The organism is Bacillus sp. V59.32b, from assembly GCF_003429085.1.
GTDB lineage: Bacteria > Bacillota > Bacilli > Bacillales > DSM-1321 > Peribacillus.
Map to the genome: position 1 here is coordinate 69,646 of NZ_QVTC01000014.1, position 22,164 is coordinate 91,809.

Below are 22,164 nucleotides of genomic sequence, written 5' to 3' on the forward strand. Positions count from 1 at the left end.
GGTTATGATAGTACTAGGCTTATATAGGCCGATGATTTTTAGAAATGTACGGAGGGTACAATGTTTAGGAATGGAAATAATCGCAGGCAAGGGAATCCAGAAAATAAATTTAAGCAATTTCAGGAAAAAGTCGGTTTTCAGTTTCATGATGAGAAATTGCTAAAGCAAGCATTTACCCATTCATCTTATGTGAATGAGCATCGCCGTAAGCCTTACGAGGATAATGAAAGGCTTGAATTTTTAGGAGACGCAGTTCTAGAGCTTACCATTTCTAATTTCTTATTTAACAAATATCCGTTGATGAGTGAGGGAGAGTTAACAAAACTCCGAGCAGCTATCGTCTGCGAACCTTCGCTTGTTTCCTTTGCGAACTCACTGTCCTTCGGGGAATTGGTTTTGCTTGGAAAAGGCGAGGAAATGACGGGCGGAAGGGCGCGTCCTGCCTTGCTCGCTGACGTTTTCGAAGCCTTCATCGGGGCTTTATATTTGGATTTGGGTCTGGACGCAGTTGTCCAGTTTTTGCAAAATGTTGTCTTTCCTAAAATAAATGAGGGTGCTTTTTCTCATGTGATGGATTATAAAAGCCAATTACAGGAATTGGTTCAAAGAGAGGGTACCGGTGTTCTGGAGTATAAGATTCTTCAGGAAAAAGGCCCGGCACATAATCGGGAATTCGTCTCGACTGTCTCTTTAAACGAGGAAATAATGGGGACCGGCACGGGCAGGTCCAAAAAGGAAGCAGAACAACATGCGGCACAGCACGCGCTGACTTCCATTAAAGAAAAAAGAAACATACAGTAACAGCTATATAAGTTGATGCTGACCAACATCTTTGGTTCATTCATGTGAAACTTATGTTTCACATGCCTTTCAGCAAAGCTGAAAGGTTGCTTCAACTGCATAGGTCCAAGAGAAAGTCAGCTTTCTCTTGACCTATGCAATTGGAGCTTAAATGAGCCAAAAATCAACAATATTATTCATCAATTCATCAACCTTTAATTCAACTTATATATGTACGAAGCTAGAAGAAAGGGGAAGAGTAATGTTCCTCAAACGCTTAGATGTTGTAGGATTTAAATCATTTGCAGAAAAAATTTCTGTGGACTTTGTTCCCGGTGTAACAGCGGTGGTAGGTCCAAACGGGAGTGGCAAAAGCAATATCACTGACTCGATTCGCTGGGTGCTTGGGGAGCAGTCTGCCAAATCGCTGCGCGGAGTGAAAATGGAAGATATCATTTTCGCCGGAAGCGATTCACGTAAAGCATTGAACTTTGCGGAAGTCTCGTTGACACTGGATAACGAGTCAAATTCCTTGCCGATTGATTTTCATGAAGTAAGTGTGACCCGCCGCGTATTCCGATCAGGCGAAAGTGAATTTTTCATCAATAAACAGGCCTGCAGACTGAAGGATATCGTGGACTTATTTATGGATTCAGGGCTCGGGCGGGAAGCATTTTCGATCATTAGCCAGGGGAAAGTGGAAGAAATCCTGAGCAGCAAGTCGGAGGAAAGACGGGTAATCTTCGAGGAAGCAGCTGGTGTTTTAAAATATAAGACCCGAAAGAAAAAGGCAGAGAGCAAGCTTTCGGAGGCACAGGAAAATTTAAACCGGGTAAACGATATTCTCCATGAACTGGAAGGACAGGTTGAACCGCTCAAGATTCAATCTTCCCTAGCGAAAGAATATCTCGAAAAAAAAGATGAACTCGAACAAATAGAGGTTGCTTTAACCGTCCATGAAATCGAAGCCCTTCATGAAAAATGGCAGAAATTATCAGCCGAATTGGAGGAGCATAGTGATAAAGAAGCGAGAATGTCTGCCGATCTTCAGGAGAAAGAATCCAGAGTCGAAGGAATTCGTGAAAAAATCACGATGCTTGATGAATCGGTCAACCAGCTACAGGAAGTATTGCTTGCCGCCAGTGAAGAGCTTGAGAAACTCGAGGGACGCAAAGAAGTTTTAAAAGAACGCAAGAAAAATGCGAGCCAAAATAAACAACAGCTGGAAAAGTCGATCGAGGAAGCTGAAAAGCGAATCGCTCTTTTATCAGAGCAAAAACAGCACGAGAATAAAGCGCTCTCTGAGCTCGAAGCTGAAGTTAAACAGCTGCATGAAAACTTGAACGAAAAGCAAAAAGGATTAAGTCTGCTCAATGGGAACCTCGATGAAACAATTGAGATGAAAAAAAGTGATTACATCGAATGGCTGAATAAGCAGGCTGCTTCGAAGAATGAACTGCAATTTTTACAGCAGCAGCAAAATCTGCAAGAAAACCGGAATGCTAAGCTTGATCAGGACAATGCTAAGTTTCTTGACGAAAGACTTGAAATTGAAGAGAAGAAAGCCGGACTGCAAGCAGCGCTTGAAGCCGTTCATAAAGAATTGGAGATTCAGATCCATTTGTATAGAGAGGATCAAAGAAAGCTTGAAAATATAAGGTCATCCTATCAAAAGCAGGAAACGACCCTTTACCAGGCTTATCAGTTTTTGCAGCAGTCTAAATCACGCAAAGAAATGCTTGAGGAAATGGAAGATGATTATGCGGGATTCTTCCAAGGGGTAAAGGAAGTATTAAAAGCAAAAAATGGCACCCTTTCCGGCGTAGAAGGCGCAGTAGCCGAGTTAATTGCCGTTCCGAAACAGTATCAAACGGCAATTGAGACCGCACTCGGCGGGGCTATGCAGCATGTTGTCATGGATAATGAAGAACATGCGAGACAGGCTATCGCTTATTTAAAGAAAAATGGATACGGCCGCGCAACCTTTCTGCCTTTATCCGTAATCAAAGGCCGTGAACTGCCTCAAACACAGCTGAACTTGATGCGTAATCACGCCTCATTTATCGGCAGAGCGGCAGATTTAATTGAGTATGGTGATAAATACGAGGCAATCGCCACAAACCTGCTTGGTACAGTCGTCATTACGAAGGATTTACAAGGAGCTAACGAGCTTGCCAGACTTGTCCAGCATAAATATCGGTTTGTGACCCTCGACGGCGATATCGTCAATCCCGGTGGTTCAATGACCGGAGGTGCGCTTAAACAGAAGAATTCATCATTGCTTTCCAGAAAAGGCGAGCTGGAAGAATTGAAAGAAAAGCTCGTCGGAATGGAAGACAAGACAAATAAGCTTGAACTGCATGTAAAACAGCTGAAAAGCGACGCAGCCAAACAGGAAGACAAAATTGAAGAAGTGAGAAAGTCCGGAGAAACACTCCGCCTAAAAGAACAATCCATTAAAGGCGACATCCGGGAAGTTGAGATTCAGGAGAAAAATATTAACGATCGACTTCATCTCTATGATCTCGATAAAAAGGCAATTGACGAAGAAAAGCAAGAAAAAAACGCCAGGATTGTTAACCTTCAAGAGCTTCTCGTAACATGTGAAGCCGAGATTAAAAAGCTTGATCAAGAGATAGAAGAGCTTACCAAGCAGAAGCAAACTCAACAGTCATCGAGAGAAACCCTTTCCGAAGAAACAAACGAGCTAAGGGTCCATCTTGCTTCAAGACGTGAGCAGCTGCAAAACCAGAAGGAAAAATACGAGCGGCTTGCAAGCGAACATGGTCTGGAAACTGAAAGAGCAGCCGAATTCAAGGAAGACCTTTCCTTGCTGACAGATGAGATGTCCGACAGTTCAAACGGTGAAGAGATGCTTGAAGAAGCAGCAACGGAAAAGCTTAAGGATAAAACAGGGACAATCGATTTAATAGCATCGAAACGGAAAGAGCGTACAGAGCTGCAAACAAACCTCGAGAACCTGGAACTTGAGCTTAAAGAGTTAAAACGTCAGCATAAAGGCATGGCCGAAGTTGTTAAAGATGAGGAAGTTAAATTAAATCGGATGGACGTTGAACTGGAAAATCGTCTGGACCATTTACGAGAAGAATATTTTCTGACATTTGAAGGGGCAAAAGAAAAGTACCCATTGTTGATCCCAGCCGACGAAGCGAAGAAAAAAGTAAAACTCATCAAGATGGCTATGGAAGAAATCGGCACGGTCAATCTTGGAGCGATTGAGGAGTATGAGCGGGTTTCTGAACGCTATGATTTCCTGATCGCCCAAAAAGATGATTTGCAACAGGCGAAAGACACGCTGTTCCAGGTGATCGAAGAGATGGACGATGAGATGAAACGCCGTTTTTCTGAGACTTTCTTTGCGATCCAAGCGGAGTTTGAAGAAGTTTTCAAAGCCCTCTTTGGCGGGGGAAGAGCTGAATTGAAGCTGACAAATCCGGATGATTTGCTCTATACAGGGGTAGATATCATCGCGCAGCCTCCTGGGAAAAAATTACAGAACCTTGGTCTGTTATCCGGCGGTGAACGGGCGCTGACCGCCATTGCACTGTTATTTTCGATTTTGAGAGTCCGCCCTGTCCCATTCTGTATCCTTGACGAGGTGGAAGCTGCGCTTGACGAAGCAAATGTCATGCGTTTCAGTCAATATTTAAAACGATACAGTGCCAATACGCAATTCATCGTCATCACCCACCGCAAAGGGACCATGGAAGAAGCGGATGTCCTCTACGGGGTAACCATGCAAGAATCCGGTGTTTCAAAGCTGGTTTCCGTGCGTTTGGAAGAAACGAAGGAATTCGCAGAAGTATAGAAATTAGTAAAGGAATGGATTACATGAGCTTTTTTAAGAAGCTGAAGGAAAAATTCACCGATCAGTCTGATTCTGTTTCCGAAAAGTTTAAACAGGGTTTATCGAAAACGCGTGATTCCTTTTCCGGAAGGGTAAACGACCTCGTTGCCCGATACCGTAAAGTGGACGAGGATTTTTTCGAGGAACTGGAGGAAATCCTGATTCAGGCTGACGTTGGTTTCGAAACGGTGATGGAGTTAATCGACGAACTGAAGTCAGAGGTAAAGCGACGCAATATTTCCGACCCTGCAGAAGTGCAATCGGTCATTTCGGAAAAACTCGTCGAGATTTATCAAGGAGAGGATGGAACAACCGCAGAGTTGAACATCCAGGAAAATGCCTTGACGGTTATTTTGTTTGTCGGTGTTAATGGTGTAGGAAAAACAACAACAATCGGTAAACTGGCCCACAAATATAAATCAGAAGGAAAATCGGTTATGCTGGCGGCCGGGGACACTTTCAGAGCCGGGGCAATTGATCAGCTTGAGGTGTGGGGAAAGCGTGTTGGAGTTGAAGTCATCAAACAAGCAGAAGGCTCAGATCCGGCTGCGGTCATGTTTGATGCTGTCCAATCTGCTAAGGCGCGTAAGGCTGATATCCTTATATGCGATACCGCAGGCCGGCTGCAGAATAAGGTCAACCTGATGAAGGAACTTGAAAAAGTTAACCGGGTGATCGAACGCGAGATTCCCGGCGCTCCGCATGAAGTGCTGCTTGTCTTAGATGCAACAACAGGCCAAAACGCACTGATTCAAGCTAAAACATTCAAGGAAGCGACAAATGTGTCCGGAATCGTTTTGACTAAACTGGACGGCACCGCAAAAGGCGGCATCGTCCTGGCCATCCGTAATGAACTGTCTATTCCGGTCAAGTTTGTCGGTCTCGGAGAACAGATGGACGATCTGCAGGAATTTGATGCTGAAAAGTATGTATACGGACTTTTTGCAGATTTAGTGGAGGAAGAATAATTTTAATGCGGACGGTACCCTGGGGGCCGTCCGGTTTTTTTAGATAAGAACATTCGTTGGGTCGCTACCAAATCGGATATTGGCTACAAAACCGAAATTCCCGCTACAAAAGACTCTAACCCGGCTACAAAACTGGAATTTCCGCTACAAAATCCCCGACTTGTCACAAAACTGAATCTTCGACTGCAAAATGTCCTAAACGTTACAAAAGTAACCAATCTTTTCAACCGCTCTTATTCTGTATAAATGCAACTATATTTCTGGCTTCTCCTAGCCAAGTTATCCTTACTATCTCCACCTTCAAGTGTAAAGGTTTTATCTTGACATCCACCCGAAAACTGTGTAAACTAATAACTTGTAAAGTGCTTTCACTTAACACATAAGGGGGCTTCGATATGCTTGAAAAAACAACGCGCATCAATTATCTGTATGATTTTTATCAATCGTTGTTGACAGAAAAGCAGCAGAGCTATATGTCCCTTTACTATTTGGACGATTACTCACTTGGCGAGATTGCCGACGAATATGAAGTAAGCAGGCAGGCAGTATACGACAATATAAAACGTACGGAAGCAATGCTTGAGGAATATGAAGCAAAGTTGTTATTATTTCAAAAATTTCAAGAGCGAACCAAATGGATTTCGGATATGAAGGAACTGGTTGAAAAGGAACACGTTTCGAAGGAGGAACTTCTATCCGTTGTCACAGAGCTTGAGAAGTTAGATTAGGAGGCGGGCAAGAATGGCATTTGAAGGATTGGCCGACCGACTGCAGAGTACGATGCAAAAAATTCGCGGTAAAGGGAAGGTCAACGAGGCTGATGTTAAAGAAATGATGCGGGAGGTCCGTCTCGCGCTATTAGAAGCTGACGTTAACTTTAAAGTCGTGAAGGATTTTGTGAAGCGTGTCAGTGAGCGGGCTGTAGGTCAGGAAGTACTAAAAAGCTTAACCCCCGGCCAACAGGTAATCAAGGTTGTTCAAGAAGAATTAACAGAGCTTATGGGCGGAGAGCAAAGCAAAATTGCTGTATCAAGCAGGCCGCCAACTGTTATCATGATGGTTGGTCTTCAAGGTGCGGGTAAAACGACGACCTCTGGAAAGCTTGCGAACCTACTTAGAAAAAAATACAACCGTACACCATTGCTCGTTGCGGCCGATATTTATCGTCCGGCGGCAATCCAGCAGCTCGAAACGCTCGGAAAACAACTAAGCATGCCAGTATTCTCATTGGGCGACCAGGTAAGCCCAGTGGAAATCTCCAGACAAGCCATCGAAAAAGCGAAGGAAGAGCATAACGATTATGTGCTGATCGATACGGCGGGACGTCTTCATGTCGATGAAAACCTGATGGGCGAGCTGAAAGACATCAAGGAATTGACGAAGCCGGACGAAATTTTCCTCGTAGTCGATGCCATGACTGGTCAGGACGCGGTCAACGTTGCCGAAAGCTTTAACGAACAGCTTGGCTTGACCGGCGTCGTTTTGACGAAGCTTGATGGCGACACACGCGGTGGTGCGGCGCTTTCGATTCGTGCTGTCAGCAACACGCCGATTAAGTTTGTCGGTATGGGTGAGAAATTGGATGCTCTTGAAGCATTCCATCCAGAGAGAATGGCCTCGAGAATTCTTGGAATGGGCGATGTTTTGACCCTTATCGAGAAAGCCCAGGCGAATGTCGATGAAGAAAAAGCCAAAGAACTTGAGAAAAAAATGCGCACCGCTTCGTTCACCTTTGACGATTTCCTGGACCAGCTTGGACAGGTCCGTAATATGGGGCCTCTTGACGACATCCTAAAAATGCTCCCTGGTGCCAATAAAATAAAGGGCATCGATAACATGTCGATCGATGAAAAGCAAATCGGCCATGTCGAAGCGATTATCCGTTCCATGAATAAGCATGAAAAGGAACATCCCGAGATTATTAACGCTGCGCGCAGAAAACGGATTGCGAAGGGAAGCGGTAGGTCCATACAGGAAGTGAACCGCCTTCTCAAGCAATTCGAAGACATGAAGAAAATGATGAAGCAAGTCACAAACATGCAAAAAGGGAAGAAAAAAGGCGGCTTTAAATTCCCTTTCATGTAGTATTGTTGTCTAGTTTCAGCGCCCAGCCGCTCGGACTTGCACAGGATGTGCTGACCTCGGTGTTTGCCACACGATGTGGCAGGTTTTAGCCGAGGATCCGCATAAGTCACACCGCTTCAGAAATCAGGATTTCCTGCGCGGTGCGTCTTATGCCTGTCGCACTTGTCCAGGATGGACTGGCGTCGACGTTCGCCACAGGACGTGGCGGCTGTTTAGTCGACGTTCCTAAATACAGGGCGCTTACACTTTTCTAATCTGTTAAGAAAAAAACCTTTACAACACATATGACATTTGATATTATACTATCTTGTGTAAAACTATTCGGAGGTGCTTGTTTATTATGGCAGTAAAAATTCGCTTAAAACGTATGGGAGCTAAAAAATCTCCTTTCTATCGTATTGTAGTTGCAGATTCTCGTTCACCGCGTGACGGTCGTTACATTGAAGTGGTTGGAACATACAACCCGATTACTCAACCGGCTAAAGTTGAGATCAACGAAGAACTTGTTTTAAAATGGATGCAAGACGGTGCAAAGCCATCTGACACAGTTCGTAACTTATTCTCAAAAGAAGGCATTATGGAAAAATTCCACAATGCTAAACTAAGCAAGTAATCGACCATTGTCTATGAAGGAATTAATCGAAACGATTGTTTCTGCACTTGTGGACCATCCCGAAGAAGTCCGAGTGACTTCGAGGGAGGAAGATGACAAAATCACCTTCATCCTTTCTGTAAGCAAGGATGATATGGGAAAAGTCATCGGAAAACAAGGGCGCGTTGCTAAGGCGATTCGGACTGTGGTCTATGCAGCAGGATCCTCACAGCATAAGAAAATCTATTTGGAAATTTCCGAATAAGGGAGGGGCTAACACCCTTCCTTTTTTAATATCATGGCTTTGTTAAATATTTCTGTGATGCTTGCTCATTTTAGCTCCAACTGCATAGGTCGCTGGGAAAGCGAGCTTTCTCTCGACCTATGCAGTTGGAGCAACCATTTAGCTTTGTCTCATGCATGAGACAAAAATATATGGGTCAACAGTTTTAAATTCATAAATTCAACTTTTATAAATTTCCCTGGTGGGACATTGCTCCCCATCCATGAAACGTTTGGAGTACTTTCGTTTCATGGATGGGGAGCTACCTTTCAGCAAAGCTGAAAGGCGTGTGAAAGCTTAGTTTCACACGAATGAACCAAAAATAATATTGATCAGCAATACTTTATAACAGAGCCAATATCATAAAAAAGTTTATTGCCTGTGTCTTAGGCTTTATAATAGAAAGACGCCTGAGTAGGATTCTGAAATCAGGAAATTCTAAAAAAATATACATAGCCATTACGTACCTAAGTTAAAGGAGGCGCTGGAATGAAAATTCTCCAGAATGTGATTGTCAATCAAGTATTGACCGACTCCAGCAAGAATCAGCTCCTTGAGAAATATAAGTCAAAGAAAGCACAACTGCAAAAAGAAGGCGACCAGCTGCGTTTCGAATTAAAGAAGCTTGAGAAGACGAAAAAGTTCCAACCAGGCAGTCTTCGCGCCCATTTTGAAAAAGAAATCAACAACAGGCAGGAAAAAATAAAACTTCTCGATTTCCAAATTGAGCAATTGGACATTCTGCCCATTGGCAGCGAGTTAAAGGAAAGAGAAGTTGAAAGCATTGTCGATGTTGAAATCGGCGCGAATTGGGATGAACTCATCCAAACGAAAACCATCGTAGTCAAAGATGGAATCGTCTCAGAAATCCGTTAGAGGTGAGAGAATGGAAAAATGGTTTAATGTCGGTAAAATCGTTAATACGCATGGCATCATGGGCGAAGTCCGGGTTATTTCAAGAACGGATTTCCATGAGGAGCGATATAAACCGGGCAATACGTTATATCTGTTTAAGGAAAATGAAAATGAACCCATTGCCTTGAAAATAATATCCCACCGCATCCATAAGAATTTTGATTTATTAACATTTGAAGATTACACCAATGTCAATTTATCAGAACGGCTCAAAGGTGGCATATTGAAGGTCCCGGAATCTCAGCTGGGAGAGCTGGATGAAGGAGAATTCTACTTTCATGAAATCATCGGCTGTACTATTTTCACCGATGAGGATGTCGAGATAGGGAAGATAAGCGAGATCTTAACGCCGGGTGCCAACGATGTCTGGGTCGTTAAAGGAAAAGGCGGAAAAGATATCTTGATTCCCTATATTGATGATATCGTTTCAGAGATTGATATTAACTCGAAAAAGATTACCATTGTTCCGATGGAAGGACTGCTCGATTGATGAAGATTGATATTCTGTCTATCTTTCCGGAAATGTTCGAAGGTGTCCTCGGCTCATCCATTTTAAAAAAAGCGGCCGAGAAGGAAGCCGTGACGTATAAAGTGACCAATTTCCGCGATTTTGCGGACAACAAGCACGGAACGGTCGATGATTATCCGTATGGGGGCGGAGCGGGAATGGTTTTGAAGCCGCAGCCGATTTTTGATGCGGTATCATCTTTAAATGAAGAAGCTGTGCAAAAGCCAAGGATTATCCTCTTATGCCCCCAAGGAGAGCGGTACAGCCAAAGAAAAGCGGAAGAGTTCGCTAAAGAGGAACACTTGATTTTCGTATGCGGCCACTATGAAGGCTATGATGAAAGAATCAGGGAGCATCTCGTTACCGATGAAATATCGATCGGCGATTATGTGCTTACTGGCGGGGAGCTGGGGGCCATGGTAATTATCGACAGCGTTGTCAGGCTGCTTCCCGGCGTGTTAGGCAATGAAGATTCTCCAGTGCTTGATTCCTATTCGTCTGGCTTGCTTGAGCATCCGCACTACACCCGTCCGGCTGATTTCCGCGGGATGAAGGTGCCTGATACGCTTGTATCAGGGAATCATAAGAAAATTGAAGAGTGGCGGATGAAGGAATCTCTGCGGCGGACATGGACGAGACGTCCGGATTTACTTAAAGATTATCAGCTAAGCGAGATCGAAAAGAAATTGCTAGAAGAGTTAAAAAAAGAAGTTTGACCATATTGCAATAGCCCCATATATATGGTATGATGATTTTCGTGACTTGGGTCCAAACGCTTAAGTCTTATAACGATGTTCCGCTGCAAAGACTAATTTGTAAGAGCATCCGGGAGGAGTAGAAAACTATGCAACAACTTATTCATGACATTACTAAAGAACAGCTTCGTGCTGACCTTCCTTCATTCCGTCCTGGTGACACTGTACGTGTACACGTAAAAGTTGTCGAGGGTACGCGTGAACGTATTCAGGTTTACGAAGGTGTTGTAATCAAGCGTCGTGGTGGCGGGATCAGCGAAACTTTCACTGTCCGTAAGATTTCTTACGGTGTCGGTGTAGAGCGTACATTCCCTGTGCACACACCAAAAATCGCCAACCTCGAAATAGTACGTCACGGTAAAGTACGCCGTGCCAAGCTGTACTATCTTCGTGAACTACGCGGTAAAAAAGCTCGTATCAAAGAGATTCGCCGCTAATAAAGTAATTTTCTTGAAAAAAGGAGCTTGTTCATCAGGCTCCTTTTTTAATGCTTTTCCTGAAAAAAAACTGCTTAAGGGAAGATTTACTCTTATTTGGCCGGATAGGTTTATTTTCCTTCCTATTTGTAAAATTAAATTGTAAGATGTTATTATTCTTATCATTAAGGGTGATGAAAATGGCGAAGAAGAAAAACGAGATTTGGGAATGGACAAAGGCGCTGATCATTGCCGTGCTTTTAGCGGTGGTCATCAGGTATTTCTTGTTCGCGCCAATCGTAGTTGAAGGCTTATCGATGATGCCAACACTGCACGACCAGGATCGTATGATTGTCAATAAAATCGGTTATACTTTTGGAGAACCTGACCGGTTTGATATTATCGTATTCCATGCTCCAGAAAAAAAGGATTACATAAAGCGCGTAATTGGTTTGCCTGGCGACCGGATCGAGTACAAGGACGATACATTGTATGTTAACGGCAAGGCTTATGAGGAACCTTATCTTGATGAATATAAAGAGCAGGTCATAGACGGGCCGCTGACCGAACCATTTACGTTAGAGGACTATATCGGTCGCGATACGGTACCGGAAGGAACCCTGTTTGTAATGGGTGATAACCGGCGCTTCAGCAAGGACAGCCGCCATATCGGCGCAGTAAAGATGGAAGACGTACTGGGGGAAACCGACATGGTCTATTGGCCGGTCGAAGATTTCCGGATGGTAAAATAGAAGAGCAAGAAAGGTGAACCCCATTGACAATACAGTGGTTTCCGGGCCATATGGCCAAAGCGAGAAGACAAGTAACTGAGAAGCTAAAGCTCATTGATATTGTGTATGAGCTTGTCGATGCACGGATTCCTTCAGCATCGCGAAATCCGATGATTGATGAAATCATCCAGCATAAACCGAGGATTATTTTACTGAATAAATCGGACATGGCCGACCCGGCGAAAACGAAGCAGTGGCTTGATTATTATAAAAGCCAAGGAAAAAAGGCGATTGCGATTAACTCCCAGGCAGGTGATGGTCTGAATCAAATAACGGCAGCTTCCAAGGAATTGCTGAAAGAAAAATTCGACCGCATGAAAGCTAAAGGAATCAAGCCGAGGGCCATCCGGGCGATGATTGTCGGGATTCCAAATGCCGGGAAATCGACGCTGATAAACCGACTGGCCAAAAGAAATATTGCCAAAACCGGGAATACTCCCGGTGTGACAAAAGCACAACAGTGGATTAAAGTCGGCAAAGAGCTTGAGCTTTTGGATACCCCTGGAATCCTCTGGCCTAAATTTGAAGATCAGGAAGTCGGAACGAAGCTCGCGCTGACCGGCGCGATTAAAGATACGTTATTGAACCTCCACGATATTTCTCTGTACGGGTTGAGATATCTCGAGAAAGAGTACCCGGAACGATTAAAGAAACGGTACAACCTTGAGGAGATCCCGGAGGAAACGGTGGAGCTTTTTGATAAAATTGGATCGTTCAGAGGCTGTTTAATGGGCGGCGGTATGGTCGACTATGATAAAACGGCTGAACTGGTCGTCAGGGAAATCCGGTCTGAGAAATTAGGGCCTTTATCATTTGAAACCCCGAACGATGTTGCGGGGTCAGAATAGCAAATGCGGGTACTGGAGCTTATTGATAAAACAATGCGAGGGTTTGGCATTTTATCCAGAGCTTTAGTCCTGCTTTTTTTATAGTTAAGGATAACTTCTTGAATTTAGAAAGATGTCTAGCCAGCCCCTCGGGTCATAAGCCAAACCACTGTGGTGGCTGGAGAACTGCCTCCTCGCGGTTTGTCTTATGCCGGTCGGGCTGGCCAGGGCGCTTACGCATTTCTGATGAAAATTTTGAAAGGCTAACCGATAAAAGTAATGAAGATGGTGAACTGAATGAAACAAACAAAAAACATGAAAGAAATAGAGCGGACCCTTGGCGAAATCAGTGATCCCGCCGATCCTTTTTTGGCGGAATGCAAAGCGGATACGAGAATAGGAGTTATCAATCTTGTAAGCAAGTGGAATCGCGACTATGAAAAGCAAATGAATGCAAAGAAGCATTTCGAACAGATGTCGATATATGAACAATCATTGCGGAGTCAGGGGTTTCAATCCATTGCCGGTATTGACGAGGTGGGACGAGGGCCGCTGGCAGGACCAGTCGTTGCCGGTGCGGTGATCTTGCCGGTTGGTTTTTATCTGGAAGGGTTGAACGATTCAAAGAAAATCCCTGAGGCCAGGCGCGAGATTTTTTACGAAGTCATCATGAAGGAAGCCGTTTCGACTGGTATCGGAATTTTGCATAGTGAAGAGATTGACCGCTGGAACATTTATGAATCAACGAAAAAAGCGATGCTTGCGGCGATGGCGGACCTTAGCGTAACACCGGACCATTTGCTGATAGATGCAATGGAGCTAACCGTACCGATGCCCCAGCTTTCGATTATTAAGGGGGATGCAAAAAGCATTTCGATCGCTGCCGCTTCGATTATCGCGAAAGTGACAAGGGACAGAATGATGCGGGAGTATGCAAAAAAGCACCCGCATTACGATTTCGAAAACAATATGGGCTACGGAACCGCGAAACATTTGGAAGCCTTACATACATATGGACCGACACCATGGCATAGGAGAAGTTTTTCTCCAGTCAGGGAAGTGGGCGGAGAATAAAAAGAAGCATGAAGGGAAGTGAAAGCATGCAGCCAGCAAATCTGATCCAACAGCCGCTAACGCAAAATATCCAACAGCAACCGGCCAAGCTCCAAACTGGCCAGATCATTCTCGGGAAAATAAATAAAATCTATCCGAATCAGACCGCGGAGGTTCAAATCGGAAACCAAAAAATTATGGCCGTTCTTGATGCCCCGCTTAAAGTCGGTGAAAGATACTGGCTGCAAGTACAACCGGGGGAAGGAAGGCTGCATTTAAAGTTGCTGAATGCCGCTCTAGGTTTTGAAAATACCGGGTTAAAGGTCGCCGCCGAACAGCTGGTGACTCACTTAGCCGTGCCTCAAGGAAAAGAATCGCTCGAACTGGCAAGGTTTCTATTGAAAAATCAGCTGCCGGTTACGAAAGAGAACTTTGATTTGTCTTTGCAATGGATCAAAACATCGGCTAACACTGGAGGCAGCCTTGCCAATATTAAGACAATGCATGCAATGAACCTTCCTTTCAAGAATGATGTCTTTACTGCCTTACAATCATTGGGGAAGGATGGACCCCTTTCTTCCGGTTTAACGAAGCTGCATCAACAAATCAGCCGCAATATCGAGGGCACTGATACGGAAATTTTGCAACAGGTAAAAGTCCTTTTAGAAAAAGTGATTGTTCCAAAACAAAATCAGAACGCTTCGAATGCGCTTGATAAATTGTTTGCAAGTTGGCTTGATCAAAAAGCACCTTTGGAAACGCAAAAATCCGCTTATACGATCCTTCAGAAAGCAGGCTTTATCCCTCAAAGCATCAAAGAGGGAGAGTTTATCGAAAGAATAATCCTGGCTTCTCAAAACGATAAAAATCAATTGCCGCCCGTTCTCAAGGAGGGCCTGTCGCTTATCCTGCAATATGCCGTCGCAAAACAAAAGAATGCTCCAGAAGCCGAAAAACTTCTGACGTTATTTAACCAGCTGCTAAGCCAGACGGGGAAAGTAAATGCTCGATCAGCGGGCAAAGCAGCAACTGAGCCCCTAAGCAAGCTCGACAGACCAGATTCCCCTCTGTTAAGGGGAAATGAGGTCGTGGAGCTTACCAAGAAACTTCTGCGAACACTTTTAGTCAGCAATGGAGAAGAGCGAACCACGGAACAAAAGCCAATCAATAAGGACAACCTTTTTTCAGCAGTGAACGGGAACCACTATAAACCCGAACAGACGCGTGGAAGACTTGCGGAAATGATTCATGTAGAATTGGAAGCAGCTCAGCAAACAGTCGAGCTCGAACCAGTGGAAAGAAGATTATTAAAGCAAATCATCGCCATGGCCGAAAGACCTGTTGATTTTACGAAGGGTGCTCCAACCTCAGAATTTGTGAAAGATATCGTAAAGCTGTTCGGACTGAACATGGAGCATTTTTTAGCGAACGGAAGAGGGATGGAGGCAGGAGCACCGACCGAGGAGCTGTCCACGCTAAAGCCATTGCTCATGAAGCTGCTTGCCGAAACTCAGCATCCACCGATTAAGGATACTGCAGAACAGGTCTTGAACCGGATAACGGCGCAACAGTTGTTGTCTCAGGACAACGGGCCGCTCCAAAATATATTTATGCAAATCCCGCTGAACCTTTCCGGCTTTCAAACAGATTTGACATTACAATGGAGCGGCAGAAAGAAAAGCAGCGGGGCGATTGATCCAGATTATTGCCGGGTATTATTCTATCTGGATCTCGAGCAAATGCGGGAAACAGTGATCGATATGCAGATTCAAAACAGAATCTTGAAGATCACCGTGATAAACGAGCATTTCGAAAAACTGGAGCAGCTTTCCCGTCCTTTGACGGAATCACTAAAAAACAATCTCGGGAATATGAATTATAGGCTATCGAGTCTTGTTTTTGAAGGTGAAGCAAAGCAAACAACCCAAAAACAAAACATCTCTGCAGGCAGTACACCTTATAGTGGAGTCGATATCAGGATATGAAAGTAAATAAACGAAAAGAAGCGGTCGCACTTAGATATGACGGCGAAAAGGATTCTGCACCTAGGGTCATTGCAAAAGGCAAAGGCAAGGTGGCGGATAATATTCTCGAAGCAGCTACTAAGCATGATATTCCGGTCATGGAGGATCCATCCCTGGCTGAGTTTCTCAGCAAACTCGATATTAGCGAGACCATCCCTGAGGAATTGTATCAGGCGGTTGCTGAGGTGTTTGCGTTTATTTATAAAATAGATAAAGAAATGAAGAATCACCCTGAGTAACGGGGTGATTCTCCTATGTATAGGCTTCGTGGCAAGACTATTGAAAAGGGAAAAGTTATGGGTAAAATAAAAAAGCAGCTAATAAATCAAGAAATAAAAGGGGACTAGCGCGTGAATGAATTACGGATTCTGACAAAAATAAAAAATAATATTTCGCAATTTACGGAAGCCGAAAAAAAAGTCGCATTGTATATAATGGATCACCCCAATTTTATTCCGACAATGACAACCAAGGAACTGGCAAGGCAGGCGGAAGCAAGCGAAGCAAGCATTGTCCGCTTCTGCAAAACGATTGGCGTCGGCAGCTTTAAGATGCTTAAGGTTGTGCTTGCAAAAGAAAATACTGTCTCAGAGGAAAACATAAACGATTTTTCGCTTTTGCAATCAAAGGATACCCCTTCAAGCCTTTTTCATAAAGTTACTTATTTCAATAAGTCAGCCATTGAACTCTCTTTGAATACGTTGGATAAAAAGGATTTTGAACTTTCTGTGCAAAGAATAAAGTCAGCAGAAAAAATTGCATTATTCGGGGTAGGGGGATCATATGCTCCGGCCATTGACGCGCAATATAAACTTATGAAACTCGGACTTAACGCCACAGTATCCGCTGATTTTCATTATGCCGTTTCACTGCTGTCGGTAATGAAGCAGGGCGATGCCTTAATGCTGATCAGTACTTCCGGAAAAACAAAGGAGGTTTTAGAGCTGGCCGCGTTTGCGAAGGAACAGAAAGTCACGGTAATTGCTTTGACTGCTTTGAAAAAATCGCCGCTATATAAGGCAGCCGACCTGAAGCTATGCATTCCTGATGTTGAAGAAGAACATCGTATCGGCAGCATTGCTTCAAGAATGGCTCAATTAAATATCATTGATGCCCTTTATTTAAGCATCTTTCATCAGATGGGGGAAGGCGTTTTAGGCTCCTTTAACAAGTCAAGAGAACAGGTAACTAAAAATAAAAAAAGCTAAGAAGAGAGATTTTTTTGGAATATATGAAATTTAAATTCATATATTTTAAAAGGTAGATTGATTTTAAATTTCTATTTCGTTATAATGAAAGCGTATTCAATATGTAGGGTGGCCGATTTCATAATTTGTATTTACTTGAGGTGATTGCATGCTGGAGAAGCTAACAACTGAAAACCGAAATAATCGAACAATGAATTTAGATGAAATGGACACGGACGAGATTCTGCGGGTCATGAATGAAGAAGACCAAACGGTGCCGCTTGCCATTCAAAAGGAATTAAGCCAGATTGAAAAGCTGGTAAAATCGGCCATCCAATCCCTGAAAAGCGGAGGGAGAATGATCTATTTAGGGGCAGGCACCAGCGGCAGATTAGGAATACTGGATGCCGTGGAATGTGTGCCTACTTTCGGAACACCCCCTGAAATGGTGAAAGGTCTACTTGCCGGAGGGAATGAAGCATTCATGACGGCCGTCGAAGGTGCGGAAGATTCAGAGGAATTGGCCGCATCAGATCTTGCAGAAATCAATCTCAATGAGAACGATATCGTCATCGGAATTGCCGCCAGCGGAAGAACTCCGTATGTAATTGGCGGGCTGAAATTTGCGAAAGAGCAAGGAGCGTTTACCGGAAGCATCGCCTGCAATAAAGATGCTGAAATCAGCAAATATGCAGAAATCTTGGTTGAAATCGAGACCGGCAGTGAAATCCTGACAGGATCCACACGTTTAAAGGCAGGCACCGCCCAGAAATTGGTGCTGAACATGATCTCAACAGCGACGATGATCGGCATTGGGAAGGTGTATAAAAACTTAATGGTGGATGTACAGCCGACCAATAGGAAGCTCGTGGAACGTTCAAAAAGGATCATCATGCAGGCGACCGAAACAGATGAGAAAACAGCCGAGAATTTTTACCGGGACGCAAACGGGGATGTTAAAACAGCTATCGTCATGATCCTGACAAATTGTTCGGCAGAAGAAGCGCGAGACCGTTTGATGCAATCAGGGGGATTTGTCCGAAAGGCATTATAAGCTTTAGATATAAAGAAAGCGGGGGAGAAAGATGAAAAAGGAAGAGCGTTTGGCAAAAGAAATCAGTGAAAAAGTCGGCGGGATTTCGAACATCGGGCGTGTTGCCCATTGTATGACTCGGTTGAGGCTTCAATTAAAAAACGATGATCAAGCAAATATCTCGGAAATAAAGGCCATTGACGGTGTCATGGGTGTCATAGACGACGAAACACTTCAAATCGTTATCGGTCCGGGGCTTGTGACAAAGGTAGCAGCCGAAATGAGCAAGCTGACCGGACTCCCAGTCGGGGAGGCAGACGAAGAGGGAGATATAGCCACAAGGCAGCGGAATGAAATCAAGGCGAAAAATAACACACCTTTCAAAAATCTGCTCCGCAAGGTCGGAAATATCTTCATCCCGTTAATTCCGGCCCTTGTCGCTTCAGGTATCATCAACGGGGTAGCAAACTTTGCCAAAAATGCCGGAGTTGATGAGAAAACAACGTGGTTACAGCTTTTGTTATTTATGGGCGGCGGGATTTTTGCCTACTTAGGTGTGCTTGTTGGCTGGAACACAGCGAAGGAATTTGGAGGGACACCTGCCCTTGGTGCCATTGCCGGGATATTTGTTTTTAATCCTGCACTGGCGACAGTAACATTGTTTGGGGAAGCATTGGTGCCGGGCCGGGGCGGATTGTTTGCGGTTATTTTCGCGGCATGGCTGATGGCCGCAACGGAAAAGCGAGTCCGAAAATTTGTCCCCAATGCTGTTGATATCATTTTCACTCCATTAATCACGGTATTATTTGTTGGTTTCTTAACACTGATCGTGATCCAGCCGGTTGGGGGATATTTGTCTGAAGGAATCACAACCGGAATCAACGCAATCCTCGATGTCGGTGGAGTGGTTGCAGGAGCCGTCCTGGCCGGAACATTCCTCCCGCTGGTCATGGTCGGTCTCCATCACGGGTTAACGCCGATCCATCTGGAGTTCATAACCACAACAGGTGTAACCCCGCTTCTTACGATCCTTGCCATGGCCGGCGCGGGCCAGGTTGGCGCATCGATCGCTGTTTATGTTAAAACGAAAAATAAGAAAATTAAAAATGTCATTAAAGGGGCCTTGCCGGTCGGGTTTTTAGGAATCGGGGAACCCTTGTTATATGGAGTAACGCTTCCGCTCGGACGTCCATTTATCACTGCCTGTCTTGGCGGGGCTATGGGCGGGGCCTTCCAGGCATTTGCAAAGACTGCTTCCGAAGGAATCGGGGTATCCGGCTTGACGCTTATTCCTTTGATTGCAGACAATAAGTATTTCCTCTATTTTCTTGGGCTGGTTGTTGCTTATGCCTTTGGGTTTCTGTTCACTTATTTGTTTGGATTTAAAGAGGAAATGGCGGATAATATGAAATAATGGACAAAGGAGAGAAGAAATTCTCTCCTTTTCCATTGTGGGAGAATAATAGAAAGGGTGTTTAATTTGCTTGGTATATCCGTTTATCTAGGTAAACTCAGCCATTCGTCACAGGGGGATTATATAAAAAATATGTCCCAAGCAGGATTCAGGTCGATTTTTACCTCACTCCACATTCCGGAAGATGTTTCAGAAGAGGATAAGGTTCTATTGGAAGCGTTAGGAAAGCAGGCGGCAGAATATGATATGGAATTAATGGCCGATATTTCACCGGCCACTCTGAAGAACCTCGGCTATACGTATGAAAAAATTCCGGAGATCCGTTTACTGGGCGTAACGGGATTGCGGATGGATTATGGCATTCCTTCAAAGGTGATGGCAGAATTATCAAGAAAAATGAAAATTTCGCTAAATGCCAGCACGATTAATAAAGCATTTTTACTGGAATTGGAGGAACATAACATCGACCTTTCCCAAACAGAAGCATGGCATAACTTCTATCCGCGTCCGGAAACAGGACTCGATAGAGAAAGCTTCATCCAGAGAAACCTATGGCTGAAGGAAAGAGGATTCACCGTGATGGCTTTTATACCGGGGAACAAAGATTTACGAGGGCCGCTGTTTCAGGGGCTGCCAACACTCGAAGAGCATAGGCATATATCCCCGTTTCAAGCGGCATTAGATCTGCAAAACAATGGCCATATTGATAAAGTCCTTATTGGTGACCTGGACGTAATTAATGACACCATGTCTCAGTTTTCATCCTACCAAAAAGGATTCATTCCAATCAGGTACAAAAAACTTCAAACCGATGAAGCGACGAATCGAACGCTCCAGGCCGACCATCGAAACAGATGGGACCAGGCCAGGGATGTTATCCGGTCAGAAACATCAAGGGGCATGGCCCAAGTGACAGGCAATACATTTGAGCCCGTAAACACGGTGGCCCGGTCAAAAGGCTGCATTACCATCGATAACAATAAGTATGGAAGATATGAGGGAGAATTGCAGATTGTGCTTAAGGACTTGGAGCAGGATGAAAAGGTAAACGTGGTTGGGAAAGTGATTGATGAAGATGTTCCACTGCTTCCATTTATCAATGGAGGTACAAACTTCAGACTGATCGAAAAATAACGTTGAAACCATGTTTTCATTTAATATATTAGGAAATCAATTGCATGAATTCTCTTAAAAGAATACTTCAAAATCAATTAATCAATAGAAAGGCAAATAATTATATTAACATAAAAATAAACCGCTTGCAGAAGAATAGTAGAAAAATTAAATAAGTTCTTTTAATTTAATAGGTTATAGTAGACAAGCAATTTTACTTTTTATACAATTAAAAAGCAGTCTAATAAAATACTTTCCGACATCATTTAGCGATTATATGATGCCTGGACTGGAAAAATGGTGTACCAGGACTTGAAGTATCTGAAAATACACTCATTTTTTCACAAATCGCATAGTCGACAAGGAGGATGGGAAATGAATATCCATGAGTATCAGGGGAAAGAAATCCTCAGAAAATACGGGGTATCCGTTCCGAATGGCCGTGTGGCATTTACTGTTGATGAAGCAGTGAAAGCTGCCAAGGAATTGGGTTCACAGGTAGTAGTCGTTAAGGCGCAAATCCATGCGGGCGGCCGCGGTAAAGCCGGTGGTGTGAAAGTTGCGAAAAATCTTGACGAAGCACGTACATATGCACAGGAAATTCTGGGGAAAACGCTTGTTACCCACCAAACTGGGCCGGAAGGCAAAGAAGTAAAGCGCTTACTGATCGAAGAAGGCTGCGACATCAAGAAAGAGTATTATATTGGTCTAGTATTGGACCGCGCTACTTCCCGAGTTGTCCTAATGGCTTCTGAAGAAGGCGGTACCGAGATCGAAGAGGTAGCCGAAAAGACACCGGAAAAAATATTCAAGGAAGTAATCGATCCGGTTGTCGGCCTTACAGGCTACCAAGCTAGAAGAATAGCATTTAACATTAATATCCCTAAAGAACTTGTTAATAAAGCTGTTAAATTTATGAACGGACTCTATACGGCTTTCGTTGAAAAAGATTGCTCCATTGCAGAAATTAATCCGCTTGTCGTAACTGGCGATGGCAATGTAATGGCATTGGATGCGAAGTTAAACTTCGATTCAAACGCTCTATACCGCCATAAAGACATTTTAGAGTACCGTGATCTTGATGAAGAAGATGCAAAGGAAATCGAAGCCTCCAAATATGACTTAAGCTATATTTCCCTAGATGGAAATATTGGCTGTATGGTTAATGGTGCGGGACTTGCGATGGCGACGATGGACATTATCAAGCACTACAGCGGAGATCCGGCAAACTTCCTTGATGTTGGGGGCGGTGCCACAGCTGAAAAGGTTACGGAAGCATTTAAAATCATCCTTTCCGATACAAAGGTTAAAGGCATCTTCGTTAATATCTTCGGCGGCATTATGAAGTGTGATGTAATCGCTGAAGGCGTAGTTGAAGCTGCAAAACAACTTGGTTTGCAGGTGCCACTTGTAGTCCGTCTTGAAGGGACAAACGTCGATCTTGGCAAAAAAATCTTAAAAGAATCAGGTTTAAACATTACGCCTGCTGAATCTATGGCAGACGGTGCACAAAAAATCGTAGAGCTTGTAGGATAATAGGCAGGGGGGACCA

21 protein-coding genes are annotated in these 22,164 nt (G+C 44.0%); all 21 read left to right on the top strand.

What is annotated here, in order from left to right; all coding sequences use genetic code 11:
- Positions 1-60: 60 nt before the first annotated feature.
- Positions 61-801, top strand: a complete 741-nt coding sequence (gene rnc, locus D0463_RS03935) for a ribonuclease III (protein ID WP_117305313.1) — start codon at positions 61-63, stop codon at positions 799-801.
- A 241-nt stretch (positions 802-1,042) separates the two neighbouring features.
- Positions 1,043-4,609: a chromosome segregation protein SMC gene (gene smc, locus D0463_RS03940; RefSeq protein ID WP_117305315.1), complete on the top strand. Its 3,567-nt coding sequence runs from the start codon at positions 1,043-1,045 to the stop codon at positions 4,607-4,609.
- Between the two features lie 23 nt (positions 4,610-4,632).
- Positions 4,633-5,616, top strand: a complete 984-nt coding sequence (gene ftsY / locus D0463_RS03945) for a signal recognition particle-docking protein FtsY (RefSeq protein ID WP_117305317.1) — start codon at positions 4,633-4,635, stop codon at positions 5,614-5,616.
- A 395-nt stretch (positions 5,617-6,011) separates the two neighbouring features.
- A complete protein-coding gene (locus tag D0463_RS03950; RefSeq protein ID WP_117305319.1) occupies positions 6,012-6,344 on the top strand; it encodes a putative DNA-binding protein in 333 nt (110 codons plus the stop codon).
- A gap of 13 nt (positions 6,345-6,357) precedes the next feature.
- Entirely contained in the window at positions 6,358-7,701 is a 1,344-nt protein-coding gene (gene ffh / locus D0463_RS03955) for a signal recognition particle protein (RefSeq protein WP_117305321.1), read from the top strand.
- Between the two features lie 340 nt (positions 7,702-8,041).
- On the top strand, positions 8,042-8,314 hold the full coding sequence (rpsP, locus tag D0463_RS03960; RefSeq protein ID WP_117305323.1) for a 30S ribosomal protein S16: 273 nt from the start codon (positions 8,042-8,044) through the stop codon (positions 8,312-8,314).
- Positions 8,315-8,327: 13 nt separating this feature from the next.
- On the top strand, positions 8,328-8,558 hold the full coding sequence (locus D0463_RS03965; RefSeq protein WP_117305467.1) for a KH domain-containing protein: 231 nt from the start codon (positions 8,328-8,330) through the stop codon (positions 8,556-8,558).
- A 507-nt stretch (positions 8,559-9,065) separates the two neighbouring features.
- On the top strand, positions 9,066-9,452 hold the full coding sequence (locus D0463_RS03970) for a YlqD family protein (RefSeq protein ID WP_117305325.1): 387 nt from the start codon (positions 9,066-9,068) through the stop codon (positions 9,450-9,452).
- Positions 9,453-9,462: 10 nt separating this feature from the next.
- Complete coding sequence (gene rimM, locus D0463_RS03975; RefSeq protein ID WP_117305327.1) at positions 9,463-9,981, top strand: ribosome maturation factor RimM; 519 nt, start codon at positions 9,463-9,465, stop codon at positions 9,979-9,981.
- Complete coding sequence (gene trmD, locus D0463_RS03980) at positions 9,981-10,715, top strand: tRNA (guanosine(37)-N1)-methyltransferase TrmD (RefSeq protein WP_117305469.1); 735 nt, start codon at positions 9,981-9,983, stop codon at positions 10,713-10,715. Before rimM ends, trmD begins: the two co-directional genes overlap by 1 nt.
- 128 nt (positions 10,716-10,843) lie before the next feature.
- A complete protein-coding gene (gene rplS, locus D0463_RS03985) occupies positions 10,844-11,191 on the top strand; it encodes a 50S ribosomal protein L19 (protein WP_117305329.1) in 348 nt (115 codons plus the stop codon).
- A gap of 179 nt (positions 11,192-11,370) precedes the next feature.
- Positions 11,371-11,922, top strand: coding sequence for a signal peptidase I (lepB, locus tag D0463_RS03990; protein ID WP_117305471.1), 552 nt, complete (start codon positions 11,371-11,373; stop codon positions 11,920-11,922).
- A gap of 23 nt (positions 11,923-11,945) precedes the next feature.
- A complete protein-coding gene (gene ylqF, locus D0463_RS03995; RefSeq protein WP_117305331.1) occupies positions 11,946-12,809 on the top strand; it encodes a ribosome biogenesis GTPase YlqF in 864 nt (287 codons plus the stop codon).
- Positions 12,810-13,085: 276 nt separating this feature from the next.
- Positions 13,086-13,862: a ribonuclease HII gene (locus D0463_RS04000; protein ID WP_117305333.1), complete on the top strand. Its 777-nt coding sequence runs from the start codon at positions 13,086-13,088 to the stop codon at positions 13,860-13,862.
- 26 nt (positions 13,863-13,888) lie between these two features.
- Entirely contained in the window at positions 13,889-15,826 is a 1,938-nt protein-coding gene (locus D0463_RS04005) for a hypothetical protein (RefSeq protein ID WP_133299556.1), read from the top strand.
- The gene (locus D0463_RS04010; RefSeq protein ID WP_117305338.1) at positions 15,823-16,104 is read left to right on the top strand and encodes a FlhB-like flagellar biosynthesis protein; all 282 of its coding nucleotides are present in this window, start codon (positions 15,823-15,825) and stop codon (positions 16,102-16,104) included. The genes D0463_RS04005 and D0463_RS04010 overlap by 4 nt, the downstream gene beginning before the upstream one ends.
- A 111-nt stretch (positions 16,105-16,215) precedes the next feature.
- A complete protein-coding gene (locus D0463_RS04015; protein ID WP_117305341.1) occupies positions 16,216-17,073 on the top strand; it encodes a MurR/RpiR family transcriptional regulator in 858 nt (285 codons plus the stop codon).
- 148 nt (positions 17,074-17,221) lie between these two features.
- Positions 17,222-18,106: an N-acetylmuramic acid 6-phosphate etherase gene (gene murQ, locus D0463_RS04020; protein WP_117305343.1), complete on the top strand. Its 885-nt coding sequence runs from the start codon at positions 17,222-17,224 to the stop codon at positions 18,104-18,106.
- Positions 18,107-18,137: 31 nt separating this feature from the next.
- Positions 18,138-19,499 (top strand): PTS transporter subunit EIIC, encoded by a 1,362-nt coding sequence (locus D0463_RS04025; protein ID WP_117305346.1) that lies wholly within the window; start codon positions 18,138-18,140, stop codon positions 19,497-19,499.
- Positions 19,500-19,565: 66 nt separating this feature from the next.
- Positions 19,566-20,633, top strand: coding sequence for a DUF871 domain-containing protein (locus tag D0463_RS04030; RefSeq protein ID WP_117305349.1), 1,068 nt, complete (start codon positions 19,566-19,568; stop codon positions 20,631-20,633).
- A 354-nt stretch (positions 20,634-20,987) separates the two neighbouring features.
- Positions 20,988-22,148, top strand: a complete 1,161-nt coding sequence (gene sucC, locus D0463_RS04035; RefSeq protein WP_117305351.1) for an ADP-forming succinate--CoA ligase subunit beta — start codon at positions 20,988-20,990, stop codon at positions 22,146-22,148.
- Positions 22,149-22,164: the final 16 nt, after the last annotated feature.